The organism is Rhodococcus sp. 24CO (assembly GCF_050586165.1).
Classification (GTDB): Bacteria; Actinomycetota; Actinomycetes; order Mycobacteriales; family Mycobacteriaceae; genus Rhodococcus_F.
On record NZ_JAZFNF010000001.1, the window covers coordinates 215,922 to 233,433 of the forward strand.

Below are 17,512 nucleotides of genomic sequence, written 5' to 3' on the forward strand. Positions count from 1 at the left end.
CGTGCTCGCAGGAGTTCTACCGTCAGAACGACAGTCAGGTGGGACGAGTGGACATCCGTTCGCCCCATGATGCATCGAAGCAGTAGGAGCTGGCGTGGAACGTACCCTGTTCGAACCGGAGCATGACCTTTTCCGGGAGTCCTTTCAGAAGTTCTTGGCACAGCATGTTGCACCCTTCCACGATCAGTGGGAGGAGCAGAACATCGTCGATCGTGGCGTGTGGGTCGAAGCCGGAAAGCAGGGCTTTCTGGGAATGGCCGTTCCCGAGGAATTCGGCGGCGGCGGCGTCAAGGACTTCCGCTACAACGCGATCATCACCGAGGAAGCCACCAAGGGTGGGTACAGCGGGCTCGGCTTCACGCTGCACAACGACGTTGTGGCGCCGTACCTACTCGATCTGTGCAACGACGAACAGAAGCAGCGCTGGCTCCCGGGATTTGCGTCGGGCGAGCTGATCTCCGCGATCGCGATGACCGAACCCGGCACGGGAAGTGACCTACAGGGCATCAAGACGAAGGCAGTCCGCGACGGTGACCACTGGATCCTCAACGGGTCCAAGACGTTTATCACCAACGGCATCAACGCCGATCTCGTCATCGTGGTGGCGTGCACCGATCCTGACAAGGGCGCGCAGGGCTTCAGCCTCTTTGTGGTCGAGCGCGACATGCCGGGCTTCGATCGCGGACGCAACCTCGACAAGATCGGCATGAAGGCCCAGGACACCGCAGAACTCAGTTTCACCGATGTTCGGGTTCCCGCAGCCAACCTGCTCGGCGAAGAGGGAATGGGTTTCCTCTACCTGATGAAGAACCTTCCGCAGGAACGCCTTTCCATCGCAGTGGTAGCGGCCGCGGCCATGGAATCCGTTCTCGAGAAGACCATCCAGTACTGCCGCGACCGGAAGGCATTCGGCAAGTCGATCGGCAGCTTCCAGAACACTCGATTCGTGCTGGCCGAATTGGCGACCGAGACCACAGCTGTCCGCGTTCTCGTCGACAAGTTCATCGAGCAACTCAACGCCGAGAAGCTGACGGTTCAGGAAGCTGCCATGGCGAAGTGGTGGACCACCGAGGCCCAGGTCAAGCTGATCGACCGTTGTCTCCAGCTTCACGGCGGTTACGGATACATGAAGGAATACCCGGTTGCCAAGGCGTACATGGATTCCCGCGTGCAGACCATTTACGGAGGCACGACCGAAATCATGAAGGAAATCATCGGACGGTCCCTGAACCTCTGATCGCAGCAGCAACAACTATGGCCCCGGCAGATTGCCGTGGCCATAGTTGGTTTTGCTCTATACGCGTCAGATCTTGCGCATGACGGTGACAACCTTGCCGAGAATGACGGCGTTGTTACCCGAGATGGGTTCGAACAGGGGATTGTGCGGCATCAGCCACACGTCCTTCTTGACTCGCTTGAATGTCTTGACCGTCGCCTCGCCGTCGATCATGGCAGCGACGATATCGCCGTTCTCGGCAACATTCTGCTGACGCACGACTACCCAGTCACCGTCGCAGATCGCAGCTTCGACCATGGATTCACCGACAACCTTGAGCATGAACAGCGAGCCCTGCCCGACCAATTCGCGGGGGAGCGGGAACACGTCTTCGACGGCTTCTTCCGCAAGAATCGGCCCGCCTGCAGCGATCCGACCGAGAACCGGCACAAATGCAGGTTCCGGAAGCGGATCGCCCGCAGCGCTGCGAATCTCCGACGCATGCCTCGTTACCGAAGCGATGGCGGTGTCGGCGGCAACCTCGTCCAGTCCTCGGACATCCACCGCGCGAGGGCGATTGGGGTCGCGGCGAATGAAGCCCTTGCGCTCGAGTGTGCGGAGTTGATGCGCGACCGACGACGTCGACGTCAATCCCACCGCGTCACCGATCTCCCGGATGCTGGGCGGGTAGCCACGCTCGCTCACCGAATCCCGGATCACTTCGAGAACGCGGCGCTGCCGCTGGGTGAGAGCTTCGGCTGACGTCGCGGCAACGCCTGCCGTTGCGGCACTTGTGGAGCGATCGTCCTTCATGGCGTTGAGCCTTCCGTGTTTGCGGTGATTGCAGTGTTTGCGGTGCTTGCAGTGTTTCTGGTGATTGCTTGTGGACGTGCAGTGAATATCAGGATTATCGGCGGTGCTGTGACTATTCGGTCGAACTTTGTTGTCTCGGTCGAACTTGTTGTCTCGGTCGCTTTGTTGTCGGTGGTGCGTGGTTCTCTGTGCGTACACGTCGCCCCAGGAGTCCCAGTTTCGGAATTCCCATTGTGTGACCTGACACGAATCTAGTCGCATTTGCTCGCGGTTTCAAACATCTGTTCGACCTGTGTCGCTCGAACAGAAGACTTTGTCAGTCAGACGTGGTAGAAATTCGAACATGCGTTCCATCGAACGCAGGTTCGAACCGCTAACGAGTTCGAATGAGCCGGTGTAGATCCGCGGAGGTCAAGATGGGCAACGCAGCACTGAAGTACGACGCAGCTTTCGAGTACGACCCAGCTTCTGATCAGGCACTCCCGGATCCTCGGGTGGCGCCGAAGTACCACGCGTCGTTCTACGATGCCGCGCCGTACGACGAGGCCGTCGGGGCGATGGCTTACCGCGTCCGCTGTGAGACGCCGGAATTTCGCGGCCGCCGTGACACCGTTCGTGAGCCGGCTGGTGATCGCCGATTCGATCGAGATTCGGATTCTTCACGGCCGCATAGCGGGAACTTCGAACACCGCAATCGAGTGGGAGTGTCGCGGGCGCCTCATTTTGTCGATGTCGATCGTGTCGATTCCGACGGCGTTGGTTGGCGGAGCATGGCCACCGGAGTGTTGTTGACGGCCGTGGCGGTGCTCGGTTTGGTGGGTCTCGCGGCTGTGTCCACAAGTGGTGCTTCGGATCCGGGCGGTGCTACCTCCGTCGTGCGTGTTGCGGCGGGTGAATCGTTGAGCGATATCGCAGCCGATATTGCTCCCGGCCAATCGGTGGGTGTTGTCATCGAGCGAATCATGGATCTCAATGCAATGAATGATTCCAGGCTGAAGGTAGGCCAGACGCTGATTGTTCCTGCCGCGCAGGGGCGTTGACGTACGCGCGGTGTAAGTGGAGGTCTCGGAGTGCGCGGGTGATCGGCACTCGATGGCCGGAGAAGGACCGAGCATGCGTTCGGGTGGTGTCGAACGAGTAAGCTGTGAGCTTGACAGTCACACCACCTCGGGTGGTCGCGCATCTGCTCTGTGGATCCTCCGAAGATTTGCAGTTGGTGGGAATTTTCAATTGCGGCCATTCCCGGCAACGAAGAAGGAACCGCGATGCATTGCCCGTTCTGCCGGCACCCTGACTCCCGAGTGGTCGACTCGCGTGAGGCGGATGAAGGTCAGGCAATTCGCCGTCGTCGTTCGTGTCCCGAATGTGGTCGTCGCTTCACAACGGTCGAGACAGCGGTGCTGTCAGTTGTCAAGCGCAGCGGTGTCACTGAGCCTTTCAGTCGCGAGAAAGTGGTGAAGGGTGTGCGCCGCGCGTGCCAGGGCCGTCATGTCGACAATGATTCGTTGAATTTGTTGGCTCAGCAGGTCGAGGATGCCGTGCGTGCTTCCGGTTCGGCCGAGATTCCGAGCAATGAAGTGGGATTGGCGATCTTGGACCCGTTACGCAACCTCGACGAGGTGGCATATCTCCGGTTTGCGTCGGTCTACAAATCTTTCAGTTCCGCCGAAGACTTCGAGCGTGAAATCACCGATATGCGTAATCGAGTGGATGCCAAGGCGTCCGGCGAAGAAGCCGTCGCCGTCGACTGAGTCACGTCGAGGGATCGTCCTTAGATAACGCTCCGAGAACAAATAGGGCTTTTGTCCTTATTCTTCGGCGATAGACGCCTACGCTCGACGAGTACGTTCAGCGGTCCGAGTCGGAATCGCAGCATTCGGGCCGAAAGTCCGCACCTGTCGTTACGGAGGCGTTATGCCCTTGAACGGAATCCTCGCAGTAGTCAACAGCCTGGTCACATTAGGTCTGGCCAACACTGTCGCAACGATTGGTGGCTCGGTCGCCAACGTGAACATTGTGCAGTGAATTCTTGACGGTCAGCGTTTGATCGCCTCAATTGCTTTGAGTACCCGCTTCTCCGAGACCGGGGTTGGGGTTCCCAAGGACTGTGCAAAAAGTCCCACCCGCAGTTCCTCGATCATCCACGAGATGGCGTCGACATCTCTGGCGCTGCGACGCTCTTCCGGCAGTGAATTCAGCAATCTGTCGTACGCGGCGTACACCCGATCGAGAACGTCCATGGCTTGGTGGTCGCGATGAGCGCTGGCCGGAAGCGCTTCGAGCCGGAAGGTCGCCGCCGCCAAGTATCGGGGCAGTTCGCGTAGTCTCGCCGAACCCAATTCCGCGACAAAGCCGGGGAAGAGGAGCGATTTCAGTTGCTCGCGAACGTCTTCGGCAGCTTCTCCGCTGGACCGCTGAAGGACGACATTCAAGCGGTGTGATTGTTCGAGGATGGGAACGATCATGCGCAGTATCGCGGACACGCGCCCGGCCAATTCCGATCGGGCTACTTTGACGAGTGCCGCGAAAGCCTCCGGTGTCCGTACCGGTCCACCTTGGGCAGCGATGATCTCGTTGGCTGCGGCTACACGGCAGTCCTCGACTAACGCTTCCAGGCTTCCGTCCGGATTCTGTCCCAGCATGAGTCGGTGTGTATTGGACAGCCCTGATGTGACTGCCTTGAGTTGAGTTGGCACCGCCGCGAGAAGAAGAGCCCGAGTGCCCTCGCGCATGGCCTGTGCCTGCGCCGCAGGGGTACTGAGAACCCGTACTGCCACACCGCCGTTTTCCGGCACCAGCGCCGGGTATCCGGTGACCTGCTGGCCGCCGATGCTCCTGGTGATGGTCGGCTCCAGTGCGCCCAGTGTCTCGGATGTCCACACCGTGGAGGCTGCCCGCTCGGTACCGGTCGCTGCTTTGGCGACTTCCTTCTGAACTCGCGGGGCGAGTGTGCGTCGTAGTTGCGCGAGGTCTTTGCCCTTGGCCAGAACCTTTCCGGATTCGTCCTCGACCACAAACGTCATTCGAAGGTGATCGGGGAGGGCGCTCGGATCAAAATCCTTCGCGTCGATGTGCGTTGCGCCCAGACGCGACAGCTCGCGCGCCATTGCGGTGAGCAGCGGTTCGGATCGTGGTTTCACGGAAGCCAGTGCTGCGCTTGCATAGTCGGGCGCCGGAACAACCTGCCGCCGGATGGTCTTGGGCAGCGTCTTGATCAATGCCGACACCAATTCGACACGCATGCCCGGTACCAGCCAGTCGAACCCGACGGGTTGGAGTTGAGCGAGGAGACCGACGGGAATGTGCGCGGTGACACCGTCGTCGTCCTTGCCTGGTTCGAATTGATAGGTCAGTGGCAACAGCATGTCGCCCTGACGCCAGGCATCGGGGTATTCGCCGCCCAAAACCGTTGCGGCATCGGAATTCACGACGGTTTCGGGCGTGAACGTCAACAGATTCGGATCTTGCCGGCGTGCTGCCTTCCACCACTTGTCGAAGTGTCGCGCGGACACAGCTTCGGCGCCGACGCGTGAGTCGTAGAACTCGTAGAGCGTCTCGTCGTCGACGAGGATGTCGCGTCGACGGGCCCGGTTCTCGAGTTCTTCGACGTTGTCGAGCAGTGCGCGGTTCTCGTGGAAGAACTTGTGCTGTGTAGTCCATTCGCCCTGCACCAGCGCATGACGAATGAACAGTTCGCGCGAGGTTTCCGGATCGATCGACGAGTAGGTGACAGCGCGTCCCGTGACCAGGGGTACGCCGTAGAGCGTCACGCGCTCGTACGCCATTGCCGAACCACGCTTGGATGACCAATGCGGCTCGGAGTAGGTTCGTTTGACCAGGTGAGGGGCCAGTTTTTCGGCCCACTCCGGTTCGATGCGCGCGGACATCCGCGCCCAGAGCCTGGTTGTCTCCACCAGTTCGGCGGCCATCACCCAGCGGGGTGGCTTCTTGAACAGGCCGGAGCCGGGGAAGATCGCAAATCGGCTTCCGCGAGCACCGAGGTAGTCGCGCTTTTCGCCTTCGCGGAGCCCGATGTGGGAGAGCAGGCCGGCCAGCAAGGATTGGTGGACCGAATTCTCGGATGCGGGAAGTTCGTTGACCGACCAGCCGAGTCCGCGAGTGATCTGACGCAACTGCCCGTGCAGATCTTGCCATTCGCGGATACGCAGCCAGTGCAGGAACTCGTTGCGGCACATCTTGCGGAATTGGCTCGAGGACAGATCGTTTCGCTGCTCGCGGAGGTAGTCCCACAACTTCAGGTAGGCAAGGAAGTCGGAATTCTCGACCGTGAAGCGGGCGTGCTTCTCGTCGGCGGCCTGCTGGAACTCGGCGGGCCGTTCTCGTACGTCCTGAATGGACAGTGCCGCGACGATGACGAGCGTCTCGTGCAACGCTCCGTTTGCCCTTGCTTCCACCAACATTCGAGCCATACGAGGGTCGACGGGAATCTGTGCCAATTCGCGGCCGATGGGAGTCAGTTCCGGATGTGACCCGTCGGATCCTCGTGCGATAGCGCCCAGTTCTTCGAGTAGGCCGATGCCGTCCTTGATGGCTCGCGAATCCGGTGGCTCGACAAACGGGAATGCACCGATGTCGCCGAGGTCGAGCGCTGTCATCTGCAGGATCACGGATGCGAGGTTGGTGCGCAGGATCTCCGGTTCGGTGAACGCGGGCCGCGCTTCGAAGTCCTCTTCGGAATACAGGCGGATGCAGATGCCTTCGGCGACACGGCCACAGCGACCGGACCGCTGACGCGCCGACGCCTGGGAAATCGGTTCGATCGGCAGCCTTTGCACCTTGGTGCGGACCGAATACCGCGAGATGCGCGCTGTTCCGGGATCGACGACGTAGCGAATTCCGGGAACCGTCAGAGATGTTTCGGCGACGTTGGTCGCCAGGACAACTCGTCGGCCGGTGTGCGGTGAGAACACTTTGTGTTGTTCGGCTGCCGACAGGCGTGCATACAGTGGAACGATTTCGGTATTGCGAAGTCTGCGGTCGCGCAATGCATCTGCGGTGTCACGAATCTCGCGTTCGCCGGACAGGAAGACGAGGATGTCGCCCTCGCCCTCTGCGCTGAGTTCGTCAACAGCTTCACACACGGCGTCGACCGGATCTCGGTCGTAGCTGATGTCGCCGGATTCGACAGTCAGTGGGCGGTAACGCATTTCCACCGGGAAGGTTCGGCCGGACACCTCGACGATCGGCGCGGGCTTCCCGTCGACGGCAAAGTGCTGAGCGAACCGCTCGGGGTCGATGGTCGCCGAAGTGATGATGACCTTGAGGTCGGGTCGGCGGGGGAGTAGCTGGGCCAGATACCCGAGGATGAAGTCGATGTTGAGGCTGCGTTCGTGAGCCTCGTCGATGATGAGAGTGTCGTAGCGGCGCAACATCTTGTCGCGCTGAATCTCCGCAAGCAGAATGCCGTCGGTCATCAACTTCACGTACGTGCGGTCGGATACCTGATCGGTGAATCGCACCGTGTAACCCACGGCGTCGCCGAGTTCGGTATCGAGTTCTTCGGCGATTCGCTCGGCGACCGTTCGCGCGGCGAGGCGCCGGGGCTGAGTATGGCCTATCAGCCCGCGAACTCCGCGTCCCAATTCGAGGCAGATCTTGGGAATCTGAGTGGTCTTGCCGGAACCTGTCTCGCCGGCGACGATCACCACCTGGTTTTCGGAAATCGCGCGAGCGATGTCGTCTTTGCGTTGGCTGACCGGCAGTGCCTCGGGGTAGGACACTGCGGGCACGTGCGCTGCGCGTTCCGCCAGCCGGATGCGTGCGGATTCGATCTCCTGGGCCAATGTTGCCAAGTTTTCCGGGGTGCGGGCGCGGTCGAGTTTGCGCCGCAGACGGTTCTCGTCACGGAGTGAGACCTCGGACAGGGCGCGTTTCAGGTCGCTTCGTCGTGGTGAGAGCGGGGCCGGTGGTGTTGTAGACATGCTGACGGACAGCTTATCGAACGCCGGGAAATCTCACTCCCGCAGCGTGCGTTGTGACACGATCGGGCAGTGACGACATTTGCGACATCCACTCCGATGGCGGTACGAATTCTCCGTCTTGCGTTTGCGGTCTACGGGCTGACCGCCCTGTTATGGATCCCGCTACGTAACGCCGAGGGATTCTCCCTTGTGAACTACCTCAGCTACTTCACTATCGAGAGCAATATCGCTGCAGCCGTCGTACTGATTGTCGGAGGGCTGCGGGATCCGCAGTCACGAACATGGCAGACGGTTCGAGGTGCGGTGACGCTCTACATGGTGATCACGGGCATCGTCTACGTCGTTCTGCTATCGGACGTCGATGTGACGCTGAACGACACCTGGATCAATGTCGCCCTGCATCAAGTTCTTCCGATGGTTCTGCTGGCCGACTGGGTGTTTTCGCCCTCGCGCCACCGCATTTCCGAAGGATCGGCCTTGACGTGGCTCGCCTTTCCCGCGCTGTATGCCGTGTATTCGCTGGTTCGCGGGGCGATCGTCGACTGGTACCCGTACCCCTTCCTCGATCCGCGAGCCCACGGTTACGTGTCCCTGGTGATCGGACTGGTTGTGCTCGCCGTGGCTATGGCCCTGATGGCACTGGCGGTCAATGCCGTCGGCAAACTGGGTGCGCGGTGGCGGTACGGCGACGCCGACAGGGACTCTGTCGCGATGTGAGACCGAGCGAACGCGCTTTATGTTGCCCTGGGAGGGGCTGCTACTACGCCGGAACTTCCTGCAGCCCGAGGGTGTTTCCGGTGGCAATAACCTGATCGAGACGGTCGATGTTGGGGTGCTTGCCGGGGTTCGCACGGGCATCGTCGGTGTGCTCGGCAAAAATTGCCAGCGCGGCCGTTGCGGCCTCAGGAGTGATGGCGCCGTAGACCTGCGCCAGGTGGTTGTAGACCTTGACCGAACCGGATTTGCCGGGCTTGTTCTCCACAGTGTCGATAACCGTGCCGTCGGTGTCGAGCACGTTGATGGCAGCGAGGTGATCGATGGCGGGGAGGGCAGCAAGATTCTCGGCAAAAGTCATGGTGATGAGATTACGTGCCCGGGGCGGCGATCCTCACGCAGGGCAGCATCACGCGGGGGCCGATTTGTGGTGTCGATATAGTTGCTGCACATTGTGTGCACACCAGCATCGTTGGTATTCGTTTGGACTCGAAGGGGAAAAAGATGGCTTCGGCACTGTGGCACGGGTTCGCGGATATGGGCGCGGTCGAGAAGAACGGCGCATTTGTCGTCTCTCGCGGTGAAGGCGCATATATCTGGGACTCGCAGGACAATCGGTACCTCGACGCAACTGCCGGGCTCTGGTTCACGAACGTGGGCCACGGCCGCACCGAGATCGCCGACGCCGTTGCCGCTCAGCTGTCGAAGATCGCTCACTTCTCCAACTTCGGTGATTTTGTCCCCGAAACCACGCAGGCATTGGCCGAGCGTCTCGCCAAGATCGCGCCGGTCCCCGGCAGCAAGATCTTCTTCACCTCCGGCGGTTCCGATTCCGTCGACACCGCAGCGAAGTTGGCGCGTCGGTACTGGCATGAGGTCGGCCAGCCCGACAAGAACATCATCGTCGGACGCCAGAAGGCCTACCACGGAATGCATGTTGCGGGAACAGCTCTCGCCGGTATCCCCGTCAACCGCGAGGGGTACGGCGAGCTGATGGCCGATGCTGCCACCGTCGGCTGGGACGACGCCAAGAGCCTCCTCGAACTGATCGAGAAGGTCGGCGCGAACAAGATCGCCGCATTCTTCGCGGAGCCCATCATCGGTGCCGGCGGCGTGTACCTTCCGCCTGAGGGATACCTGGCCGAGGTTCGCGACATCTGCCGTGAGCACGACATTCTGTTTGTCGTCGACGAGGTTGTCACCGGTTTCGGTCGTATCGGTGGCGAATGGTTTGCATCCACCCGCTTCGATCTGCAACCCGACATGATGACCACCGCAAAGGGTTTGACCTCCGGATACGTTCCGATGGGGGCCGTGTTCATCGCACCTCGCGTCGCGGAGCCGTTCTACAACGGTGCTTGGTGGCGTCACGGCTACACCTACGGCGGGCACGCCGGAGCGGCAGCTGCCGCCATGGCAAACCTCGACATCCTCGAGCGTGAGAACCTCCTCGGCGAGTCCAAGCGGCTCGAAGCGTCGTTGCACACGCACTTGCAGCCGCTGGCCGAGCATCCGCGGGTTTCCGAGGTCCGCAGTGGGCTCGGGGCCGTCGCCGCCGTTCAGCTGGCTGACCCCGCCGAGGCGCTGCCGTTCGTGAAGACGCTGCGCGAGCACGGAATTTCAGGTCGCGCAGCAGGTCAGGGAGCTATGCAGATTTCCCCGACCTTCGTGATGACGGACGATCAGGTGGCTGAGATGGCTGCGGGAATCCTCGCCGCTCTCGGATAGGTTTGCGAACTAGCTGCGGCGTCGGAAAAGCTTCTTCATCCGGCGCCGCAGTGTGCTCGGCACCGGCTCCAATTCGATAGTGTCCTGCTCTGACGCCCTGGCATACGCCTGTGTGTATCGCTCGTGGAGGACGGAGCGAATCTCGTCGGGGGAGTACGCCCGACGCGCACGCTCGTTCCGCACCGCGAGGACTCCGGTGGCCGCGACCCCCATAGCGCCGGCGAGGCCGACGAGCTTCCATATGTGCGAGGCACGAAGTGTCATGCCTCTAGGCTAAAGCCTGTGTCAGACCTCTACGCTAGAGGCTATGGACCGACGCTCGCGCTCTCAGGTGACCCTCGACGAGGCAGCCAGTGTCACCCGCACTGGCGATATCTGGATTTTCCGCGGAGCTTCCACCGCCGACAAGGCAATTCAGACGCTCACCAACAGTCCGGTCAACCACGTCGGCATGTCGGTCGTGATCGACGATCTGCCACCGCTCATGTGGCATGCGGAGCTCGGTCATTCGTTGCAAGACATGTGGACCGGGCGCTTCCAGCGTGGCGTGCAGCTGCACGATCTGAAGGCCGCCGTGCAGGTGTGGGGAGCCAAGTACGGGCAGCAAGGTTGGCTTCGGCAACTCGATACCCCGGTGACGCGTGAACAAGAGGATGCGTTGCTGCGCACCATAGCCCGCCTGGACGGCACGCCGTTTCCCTCCACCGCCAAGCTCGCGTCACGATGGTTCGGCGGGCGCGTCCCGAAGTTCCGGAAGAAGCCCGAAGCGCCCGCGTCGGGCATCGAAAGTGCCTACTGCGCCGAGGTTGTCGCGCAGACGTACGAGGCAATGGGTCTGATGGTGGGAAACCGTCGCATCAACTGGTTCGATCCCGGCAAGTTCTGGAGCGGCGATCAACTGCCGCTTGCACCCGGAGTGGCACTCGGCGACGAAATTACCGTGACACTCAGCGCCGCAGACCTCGAGGCAGGACGGAATCCGGCAGGGCAGTCATAAAGTTCGTGACTGCTCGGCAACCACGCGTCCGCCTACTTCCAGCCATCCTTCGGGTGAGTAGGTGGTGTGCAGGATCGATCCCCGTCCCTGGGTGATACGAAGCGATTTGCGTAGGTGATCGGTGATGCGCAGGGCTGCCGAGCCGGTAGCTTCGTCCTCGGGGATGCCCTTTTCCGGTGCGAACATCCGTGAGCGGATCGAAGATTCGAGCTTGTCCTGCCATGCCCACAGGTAGGAATGATCGGTTTCGTAGTCCGACGGAACCGCGTCGATTACGTCGTCCACCGTTTCCAGGGGGTAGAGAGCAAACTCCGGCGCCCATTCGGCGCGAGCGCGAACCCACGTGAGGTTGCTGCTGCGGCGTACACCGAGTTCACCGGCGGGGACGCCGAGTGTGGTCACCGGTCGAGCCTGCTCGTGCAGCCACCAGGTGAGACCGACTGTGGGATGGCCTGCAAAGGGGAGTTCTGCTGCCGGAGTGAAGATCTGGGCACTCGCCCGAGCGGCGCCCACATCGGGGAGATCGACAAAAATCGTTTCACTGTACCCGAGCGTCGCGGCGACTTCCTGCCGTTCGGATAGTTCGACCAGTGATGCGTCGACAATCCCGAGTAGGTTGCCGTGCTTTCCGTTCTCGTCCGTGAAGACCCGGACCACACTCACTTCGATGCCCATCGGTCCACATTAGCGCGCCGGAAAAACGAATAAACCCTCCCCGCCGTGGAAGGCGGGGAGGGTCTTTCGTCTACTGCGTCGGTCTGGGATCAGACCTGTGCGGCAGCGAGGATTTCATTGGCCTCGACAGCCTGCGCGACACCCATGACGATGGAACCGGCACGGATCGCTTCGAAGATGACCTCACGGGAAACGCCTTCCTGACGGAGGGTGTTCTCGTGAGCTTCGAGGCAATGGTTGCAGCCGTTGATCGCGGAAACCGCAAGCGACCACAATTCGAAGTCGGCCTTGTCGACGCCCGGGTTGCCGATGATGTTCATCCGCAGGCCCGCACGAAGGTCGTCGTACTTGCCGTCAAGGTAGCCCTTGGTGCGGTAGAAGACGTTGTTCATGCCCATGATCGCCGCTGCGCCGAGCGCTGCGTTGTAGGCCTCAGCGGACAGGTTGTCTGCCGCCTCGGCTGCGATCTCCTTGAGCGTGGTCGCCGACTTGGTGGCAGCGGCTGTTGCGAGGAGGGTGCCCCACAGCTGCTGCTCGTTCAGAACCGTGGTGCGCGCAATGGAACTCAGGTTGAGCTTGAGATCCTTGGCGTACTCGGGAAGCGAATCTTTCAGGTTGCCGACGCTCATGATCAGACGCTCGCGTTCAGCAGCTCGCCGGCGTTGATCGTCGGGTCGCCCTTCTTCCAGTTGCAGGCGCACAGCTCGTCGCTCTGCAGAGCGTCGAGAACACGAAGAACCTCGTCGACGTTACGGCCGACGGAACCGGCTGTGACGGAGACGAACTGGATCTCGTTGTTGGGGTCGACGATGAACGTCGCGCGGTCTGCAACGCCGTCAGCGTTGAGGACGCCGGTGGCCTCGGCAAGCTCGCGCTTGAGGTCCGAGAGCATCGGGAAGGGGAGGGTCTTGAGCTCGTCGTGCTGTGCACGCCACTGGAAGTGAACGAACTCGTTGTCGACGGAAGCGCCGAGAACCTGTGCGTCGCGGTCTGCGAACTCGTCGTTCAGCTTGCCGAATGCTGCGATCTCCGTGGGGCACACGAACGTGAAGTCCTTGGGCCAGAAGAAGACGATGCGCCACTTGCCGGCGTAGTCGTCGCTCGTGATCTGAGTGAAGTAGTCGTCGGGCTGCTGAGCGTCGACCTTGGAGAGGTCGCCGCCGATAACGGCCTTCAGGTTGTATGCCGGGAACTGGTCGCCGATTGTCAGCAGAGCCATATGTCTCGTCCTCCTACTTGTCTTGTGAACAGGTTTTTCTCACACGCACGATCACGAATGTTTGTGATCGAAAGTTCTCGATACCGTCGAAGCGGGTCTCACCGTCATGGTGCGTGACCGGCGCTTTTTGGTATGAGTCCATTCTGCATCAAAGTGGTCAAAAGGTAAAGGTGATAGGTGGCACTACACTGATAGCCATGGCTGATCAGACTTATCAACCTTCCTTGTCACAGCTGCGTGCCTTCGTCTCAGTGGCCGAACATCGGCACTTCGGCACCGCCGCAGCACGTTTGAGTGTGAGCCAACCCACACTGTCGCAGGCGTTGGCAGCGCTCGAATCGGGTCTCGGCGTGCAATTGATCGAACGCAGCACTCGGCGTGTTCTCGTCACAAGCGAGGGTCAGCGGCTCCTCGGCCAAGCAAAGCTGATCCTCGAAGCCGCCGACGGATTTGTCGCGAGCGCCGCCGGAATAGGGGATCGATTGGCCGGGCCACTTCGGATCGGGCTGATTCCCACTGTCGCGCCGTACATCCTGCCGTCACTGTTGCCGGCATTGCGGGCGTCCATGCCGACGGTTGCACCTCACGTCATCGAGGATCAAACCGCACGACTGCTCGACTCGCTGCGCTCCGGTGCCCTCGATCTGGCCTTGCTCGCGCTGCCCGCCGGTGCGCCTGGGCTGATCGAGATACCGCTCTACGATGAGGATTTTGTTCTTGTCGTCCCAGCAGACCACTCGTTGGCGGGACGCAGTGATCTCACCGCTGACGTCCTCGACGAACTGCCCTTGCTGCTTCTCGACGACGGGCATTGCCTGCGGGACCAGACACTGGATCTGTGCCGCTCCGTCGACGCCCACCCGCTCTCCGGGGATACACGGGCAACATCCTTGGCGACGATCGTGCAGTGTGTCGCCGGTGGGCTCGGTGTGACCTTGGTCCCCGAATCGGCTGTGCCGGTGGAGAGTCGGCGGGGTGAACTCGCCACGGCGACATTCACGGCACCTGCCCCTGGCCGGACAATCGGACTGGTATTCCGCTCGTCCAGCGGCCGCGCCGAAGGGTTCAGGCAGTTGGCGGAGCTGGTGAAATCCGTTGCGCCGGGGCGGACGATCCCTCAATGACCCCTGTCGTTATGACCGGAACCAGTACTGCTCGATTCCTTCAGATCAATATTTGACGGGTTTGGCATCCGGAAACCCCGGAAGAAACTCCGGAGCCTTGTGGAAATTCCACATCCCTCCGGGTTCAATGGTCTTGGCGTCGAATGTAGCCGGATTGGTCTCGAGGATTGGCCGACGAGGTGCAGTGTTGCTGTTCAGTCGGCGAATAGGCCTATTTCGTATTCGCGGTTCTCTGTTATCTCGATGGGTTTACAAGTGTATTTCGCGAACTCGAGTACTTTGTCGAGGGGAACGCCACTCTGACGGGAAATTTGGAGTCGTGTCGTCGATCCCGAGGATTTCCTTCACGATCTCAACAGCCATATCATGCAGAGCGTAATCTTTGATTAATCGATTATTTCCCTTGTCGAAAGCTTCGAGGTACCACATGTTTCACTTTCCTGCTAGACGACTTGGTGCGGCGCGGATGGTCTGCCGCATCCATTGAACTTGTCGGGTTCGAGCTGACAATCGAGGCCCAGGCTCGGTTCAATCCGTTAGATTTGAGACTTCAAACTCACTATTTCGGTCTATCTTGAAGGGTTCGTTAATGTATTTAGTGAACTCGGGCACTTTGTCGAGGGGTACGTCATTCTAGGATCCAGACGGGTAAGTCGAAGCCGCTGTCGTCAACGCCGAGAATATCTTTCACGATTTCGGCAATCATATCGTGCAAAAGGTAGATCTCGGTTTGTAATTCGGTGTCGTTGTCGTAGGCCTGGAGATGCCACATAAACTTCTCTCCTGGTTTGCGGGTGGAGTGGCGGGTCCGGAGTCGTGAAGTCGATCTGATGAACCGTCGGGCTCGACTGGTATTCGAACTCTCGATGGTTGTTACTCAGTTAAGAATGCTACTTCGTATTCACAATTTTGGTCTATCTTGAAGGGTTCGTTAATGTATTTAGCGAACTCGGGAACTTTCTCAAGAGGTACGTCATTCTGACGTATCCCAACGGGTAATTCGAAGTCGCTGTCGTCGATATCGAGAATTTCTTTCACGATCTCAACGGACATTTCGCGTAAGAGGTACTCCCCGGCTAATAATTCAGTATCGTTGTCGAAAGCTTCCAAATACCACATGTCTCACCTTTCTGTTCGGCGGCTTGGGTCGGCGGGTTTGGTCTGTGTGCCTGTATTCGCATCGTATTCTCCTAGATGCGTGCCGTTCTTGTTGTATTTCTCGACGGCACCGTGCTGATAGTCCCATTCGTAGATGTTGCCTTTGTCATCTTTCCAGCGCTTTCGCTCGTTCATTCTCTTGACTAGTTTGGCATTCGGGAATCCGGGGAGGTGCCGCGGTGCGGGATAGTAACCGAGCGTGTTTCCTCCGCCGCCGGTGTTGGCATTGAAGGTAGTCGGGTTGGCTTCGAGCAGTGGTTGCAGCTCGTTGACCGCACCCACAGCAGCAGCCCCCGCCGCGGCGACGCCACCGACCACCGCTACGGCGACCGCGTCCACGGCGCCGAGTACCCCAACGACACTGGCAGCGACCACACTTCCCGTCGCTCCGGCCGCGGCGACGGTACCAGCACCGAGGGTAAAGAGTGCGGTGACTGCGCCGGCCAAAGCCCCGACGATGATGGCTTTGCCGACGATGTCGAAGATCTTGCGGTGAGCCTCCTCGATTGTCTGTGCCCACTCGTCGCAGGCGGCGGCCAGTGTGTCGTACTGATCGGCGACGGCGTTGGTAGTGACGAAGACATTGTCGAGTTGAGCCAGGACCTGCGGCATCTCGTCGGAGTCGAGTTCCTCGAGGGCGACCCACGCTGTACCCGTTGCATCGTTTGCATCGCGCAACCCCTCGGCGGCTGTGCGCCACGCTCGCCCGAGTGCTTTCAATTTGTCGGGGTTCCCGTTGGGCCACATGTGTCCCTGCAGCCAGGCAGTAATCAACTCCCACCCGAGCGGCGGGTCGGTATCGCCGCCGAGCGCCCCGTGAAACGCCGGCGCCGACACGGTCGGAAGCTGCGACGCCGGCCCCTCCGGGGGCTCCGGCGGGTTGGTATTCGATCGCTCGGTGTTGGCGTGGTTGACACCGGTCGCCGCGAGTAGATCGTGCAGTTTGCTGAACGCGTTGACAATGTTTGTTCCGGCGGCGACGGCATCAAATGCGGCGGGGTCATAGCTCGCGGCCCACCCGGCTCCCGCGTTGTCGGTTCCGGCGCACCCCCAGTTGGTTTGGAGCGTTTCACCGAGCAGACGGATCACACTGTCAGTGCTGTTGCTGACCGTCTTGTACTGTGTGGCAGCGTCGACGAGGACTGCGGGGTCCATTGTGATCGGCGCCATCAGGGCCACATCCCACTGTTGTGTCGCGCGTTGGCGAGATAGCGATCGTGCGCGCCCTGGGCCATCGATTCGAGTTCGGACAGTGCAGTGCGCATGTCTTTCAGTTCGCGGTGCAAGGTTTCGTGTTTGGTGCGGTGGGCATCGGCGGCATCGCCGTCCCAGTCGACGTTGAGGGCCACGACTTCCCGTTCGACGTCGGTGATGCGGGCTTCGACGCGCATGCCGATCTGCTTCGCCCTGCCGACGAGACCGAGGATTTGCTCGGTGTCGGCAGAGTACCGGCCCATCAGAAGTCCATGTTCAGTCGAGTACCCGAAATGCTGCCGGCATTCTGGTCGTCGGTCCTTCTGTACTCGGTAGCTGCTTGATGCAGCAGTCCGGCGTCCTCGGTGAGTGCGCCCGCGACCTGGCGGGCGGAGTCGACCCACTCGGCCCACAGAGCGGCGTGGGTTCGGGACGCGTCCCCGGTCCATTCGGCTGTCATCAAGGATTCGGCATCGCGGCGCAACGTTTCCACGTCGTCCCAGAATTCGTCGGCGAGGTCTGAAATTCGAGTCGCTGTTGCGTGCATCTGTTCGGGATCGCAGCGCATCATTGCCCGCCAATTGATTTCTGGTACAGGTATTTTGCCTTTTTTGCGCTGGTAATGCCCACGATGGATCTACGCATTTACTGGTCCCCCCGGTCAGTGTAAATCTCGATGGAGTCTAGACCAATGTCGTCGCATGTCACTAACGCGAGGTGTTTGTCCGGAGT

Annotated in this window: 20 protein-coding genes; 7 read left to right on the forward strand and 13 right to left on the reverse strand. The window is 60.5% G+C overall.

What is annotated here, in order from left to right; all coding sequences use genetic code 11:
• The first annotated feature begins 94 nt into the window (after positions 1-94).
• Entirely contained in the window at positions 95-1,237 is a 1,143-nt protein-coding gene (locus V2B23_RS00995; protein WP_033234819.1) for an acyl-CoA dehydrogenase family protein, read from the forward strand.
• 66 nt (positions 1,238-1,303) lie between these two features.
• On the opposite strand, the gene lexA is transcribed toward V2B23_RS00995, so the two are convergent.
• Complete coding sequence (gene lexA, locus V2B23_RS01000; RefSeq protein ID WP_033234818.1) at positions 1,304-2,029, reverse strand: transcriptional repressor LexA; 726 nt, start codon at positions 2,027-2,029, stop codon at positions 1,304-1,306.
• A gap of 416 nt (positions 2,030-2,445) precedes the next feature.
• On the opposite strand from lexA, the gene V2B23_RS01005 reads away from it, so the two are divergent.
• Together V2B23_RS01005 and nrdR are read left to right on the forward strand one after the other, a co-directional pair.
• Positions 2,446-3,069, forward strand: coding sequence for a LysM peptidoglycan-binding domain-containing protein (locus V2B23_RS01005; protein ID WP_430948629.1), 624 nt, complete (start codon positions 2,446-2,448; stop codon positions 3,067-3,069).
• 225 nt (positions 3,070-3,294) lie between these two features.
• The gene (gene nrdR, locus V2B23_RS01010; RefSeq protein ID WP_430948630.1) at positions 3,295-3,780 is read left to right on the forward strand and encodes a transcriptional regulator NrdR; all 486 of its coding nucleotides are present in this window, start codon (positions 3,295-3,297) and stop codon (positions 3,778-3,780) included.
• 285 nt (positions 3,781-4,065) lie between these two features.
• Here the strand turns inward: nrdR and hrpA are convergent, their stop codons facing one another.
• Complete coding sequence (hrpA, locus tag V2B23_RS01015; RefSeq protein WP_430948631.1) at positions 4,066-7,971, reverse strand: ATP-dependent RNA helicase HrpA; 3,906 nt, start codon at positions 7,969-7,971, stop codon at positions 4,066-4,068.
• 96 nt (positions 7,972-8,067) lie between these two features.
• Here hrpA and V2B23_RS01020 point away from each other — a divergent pair, with 96 nt between their 5' ends.
• Positions 8,068-8,688, forward strand: a complete 621-nt coding sequence (locus tag V2B23_RS01020) for a Pr6Pr family membrane protein (RefSeq protein ID WP_430949152.1) — start codon at positions 8,068-8,070, stop codon at positions 8,686-8,688.
• Positions 8,689-8,731: 43 nt separating this feature from the next.
• On the opposite strand, the gene V2B23_RS01025 is transcribed toward V2B23_RS01020, so the two are convergent.
• Positions 8,732-9,046, reverse strand: a complete 315-nt coding sequence (locus tag V2B23_RS01025; protein ID WP_430948632.1) for a DUF2322 family protein — start codon at positions 9,044-9,046, stop codon at positions 8,732-8,734.
• A 143-nt stretch (positions 9,047-9,189) separates the two neighbouring features.
• Here V2B23_RS01025 and V2B23_RS01030 point away from each other — a divergent pair, with 143 nt between their 5' ends.
• Positions 9,190-10,413 (forward strand): aspartate aminotransferase family protein, encoded by a 1,224-nt coding sequence (locus V2B23_RS01030; protein WP_430948633.1) that lies wholly within the window; start codon positions 9,190-9,192, stop codon positions 10,411-10,413.
• Between the two features lie 9 nt (positions 10,414-10,422).
• Here the strand turns inward: V2B23_RS01030 and V2B23_RS01035 are convergent, their stop codons facing one another.
• Positions 10,423-10,677 (reverse strand): hypothetical protein, encoded by a 255-nt coding sequence (locus tag V2B23_RS01035; protein ID WP_033234812.1) that lies wholly within the window; start codon positions 10,675-10,677, stop codon positions 10,423-10,425.
• 43 nt (positions 10,678-10,720) lie between these two features.
• On the opposite strand from V2B23_RS01035, the gene V2B23_RS01040 reads away from it, so the two are divergent.
• On the forward strand, positions 10,721-11,410 hold the full coding sequence (locus V2B23_RS01040; protein WP_430948634.1) for a hypothetical protein: 690 nt from the start codon (positions 10,721-10,723) through the stop codon (positions 11,408-11,410).
• On the opposite strand, the gene V2B23_RS01045 is transcribed toward V2B23_RS01040, so the two are convergent.
• The 3 genes from V2B23_RS01045 to V2B23_RS01055 form a co-directional block, all read right to left on the reverse strand.
• A complete protein-coding gene (locus V2B23_RS01045) occupies positions 11,405-12,085 on the reverse strand; it encodes a PhzF family phenazine biosynthesis protein (protein ID WP_430948635.1) in 681 nt (226 codons plus the stop codon). The two genes, V2B23_RS01040 and V2B23_RS01045, sit on opposite strands and share 6 nt — an antisense overlap.
• Positions 12,086-12,174: 89 nt before the next feature.
• Entirely contained in the window at positions 12,175-12,714 is a 540-nt protein-coding gene (locus tag V2B23_RS01050; protein ID WP_430948636.1) for a carboxymuconolactone decarboxylase family protein, read from the reverse strand.
• Positions 12,715-12,716: 2 nt separating this feature from the next.
• A complete protein-coding gene (locus V2B23_RS01055; protein ID WP_033234808.1) occupies positions 12,717-13,304 on the reverse strand; it encodes a peroxiredoxin in 588 nt (195 codons plus the stop codon).
• A gap of 197 nt (positions 13,305-13,501) precedes the next feature.
• Between V2B23_RS01055 and V2B23_RS01060 the strand changes: the two genes are divergently transcribed.
• Positions 13,502-14,428: a LysR substrate-binding domain-containing protein gene (locus tag V2B23_RS01060; RefSeq protein ID WP_430948637.1), complete on the forward strand. Its 927-nt coding sequence runs from the start codon at positions 13,502-13,504 to the stop codon at positions 14,426-14,428.
• Positions 14,429-14,677: 249 nt separating this feature from the next.
• Here V2B23_RS01060 and V2B23_RS01065 read toward each other — a convergent pair whose 3' ends face one another.
• The 6 genes from V2B23_RS01065 to V2B23_RS01090 form a co-directional block, all read right to left on the reverse strand.
• Positions 14,678-14,857 (reverse strand): DUF7683 domain-containing protein, encoded by a 180-nt coding sequence (locus V2B23_RS01065; RefSeq protein ID WP_430948638.1) that lies wholly within the window; start codon positions 14,855-14,857, stop codon positions 14,678-14,680.
• A gap of 199 nt (positions 14,858-15,056) precedes the next feature.
• The gene (locus V2B23_RS01070) at positions 15,057-15,200 is read right to left on the reverse strand and encodes a hypothetical protein (protein ID WP_430948639.1); all 144 of its coding nucleotides are present in this window, start codon (positions 15,198-15,200) and stop codon (positions 15,057-15,059) included.
• A gap of 101 nt (positions 15,201-15,301) precedes the next feature.
• The gene (locus tag V2B23_RS01075) at positions 15,302-15,547 is read right to left on the reverse strand and encodes a DUF7683 domain-containing protein (RefSeq protein WP_033234805.1); all 246 of its coding nucleotides are present in this window, start codon (positions 15,545-15,547) and stop codon (positions 15,302-15,304) included.
• Between the two features lie 3 nt (positions 15,548-15,550).
• Positions 15,551-16,756, reverse strand: a complete 1,206-nt coding sequence (locus tag V2B23_RS01080) for a colicin E3/pyocin S6 family cytotoxin (RefSeq protein WP_430948640.1) — start codon at positions 16,754-16,756, stop codon at positions 15,551-15,553.
• Complete coding sequence (locus V2B23_RS01085; protein WP_033234803.1) at positions 16,756-17,043, reverse strand: WXG100 family type VII secretion target; 288 nt, start codon at positions 17,041-17,043, stop codon at positions 16,756-16,758. The genes V2B23_RS01080 and V2B23_RS01085 overlap by 1 nt, the downstream gene beginning before the upstream one ends.
• On the reverse strand, positions 17,043-17,417 hold the full coding sequence (locus V2B23_RS01090; RefSeq protein WP_307718109.1) for a WXG100 family type VII secretion target: 375 nt from the start codon (positions 17,415-17,417) through the stop codon (positions 17,043-17,045). Before V2B23_RS01090 ends, V2B23_RS01085 begins: the two co-directional genes overlap by 1 nt.
• Positions 17,418-17,512 lie beyond the last annotated feature (95 nt).

What these genes read in the sequence shown, in the direction of transcription:
- V2B23_RS01070 (WP_430948639.1), bottom strand. Translation starts at nt 15,200, where the DNA reads ATGTGGCATCTCCAGGCCTACGACAACGACACCGAATTACAAACCGAG.
- V2B23_RS01020 (WP_430949152.1), top strand. Translation starts at nt 8,068, where the DNA reads ATGGCGGTACGAATTCTCCGTCTTGCGTTTGCGGTCTACGGGCTGACC.
- V2B23_RS01035 (WP_033234812.1), bottom strand. Translation starts at nt 10,677, where the DNA reads ATGACACTTCGTGCCTCGCACATATGGAAGCTCGTCGGCCTCGCCGGC.
- V2B23_RS01085 (WP_033234803.1), bottom strand. Translation starts at nt 17,043, where the DNA reads ATGGGCCGGTACTCTGCCGACACCGAGCAAATCCTCGGTCTCGTCGGC.
- V2B23_RS01050 (WP_430948636.1), bottom strand. Translation starts at nt 12,714, where the DNA reads ATGAGCGTCGGCAACCTGAAAGATTCGCTTCCCGAGTACGCCAAGGAT.
- V2B23_RS01075 (WP_033234805.1), bottom strand. Translation starts at nt 15,547, where the DNA reads ATGTGGTATTTGGAAGCTTTCGACAACGATACTGAATTATTAGCCGGG.
- V2B23_RS01060 (WP_430948637.1), top strand. Translation starts at nt 13,502, where the DNA reads ATGGCTGATCAGACTTATCAACCTTCCTTGTCACAGCTGCGTGCCTTC.
- V2B23_RS01080 (WP_430948640.1), bottom strand. Translation starts at nt 16,756, where the DNA reads ATGGCGCCGATCACAATGGACCCCGCAGTCCTCGTCGACGCTGCCACA.
- V2B23_RS01040 (WP_430948634.1), top strand. Translation starts at nt 10,721, where the DNA reads ATGGACCGACGCTCGCGCTCTCAGGTGACCCTCGACGAGGCAGCCAGT.
- V2B23_RS01025 (WP_430948632.1), bottom strand. Translation starts at nt 9,046, where the DNA reads ATGACTTTTGCCGAGAATCTTGCTGCCCTCCCCGCCATCGATCACCTC.
- nrdR (WP_430948630.1), top strand. Translation starts at nt 3,295, where the DNA reads ATGCATTGCCCGTTCTGCCGGCACCCTGACTCCCGAGTGGTCGACTCG.
- hrpA (WP_430948631.1), bottom strand. Translation starts at nt 7,971, where the DNA reads ATGTCTACAACACCACCGGCCCCGCTCTCACCACGACGAAGCGACCTG.
- V2B23_RS01005 (WP_430948629.1), top strand. Translation starts at nt 2,446, where the DNA reads ATGGGCAACGCAGCACTGAAGTACGACGCAGCTTTCGAGTACGACCCA.
- V2B23_RS01065 (WP_430948638.1), bottom strand. Translation starts at nt 14,857, where the DNA reads ATGTGGTACCTCGAAGCTTTCGACAAGGGAAATAATCGATTAATCAAA.
- V2B23_RS01055 (WP_033234808.1), bottom strand. Translation starts at nt 13,304, where the DNA reads ATGGCTCTGCTGACAATCGGCGACCAGTTCCCGGCATACAACCTGAAG.
- V2B23_RS01030 (WP_430948633.1), top strand. Translation starts at nt 9,190, where the DNA reads ATGGCTTCGGCACTGTGGCACGGGTTCGCGGATATGGGCGCGGTCGAG.
- V2B23_RS01045 (WP_430948635.1), bottom strand. Translation starts at nt 12,085, where the DNA reads ATGGGCATCGAAGTGAGTGTGGTCCGGGTCTTCACGGACGAGAACGGA.
- lexA (WP_033234818.1), bottom strand. Translation starts at nt 2,029, where the DNA reads ATGAAGGACGATCGCTCCACAAGTGCCGCAACGGCAGGCGTTGCCGCG.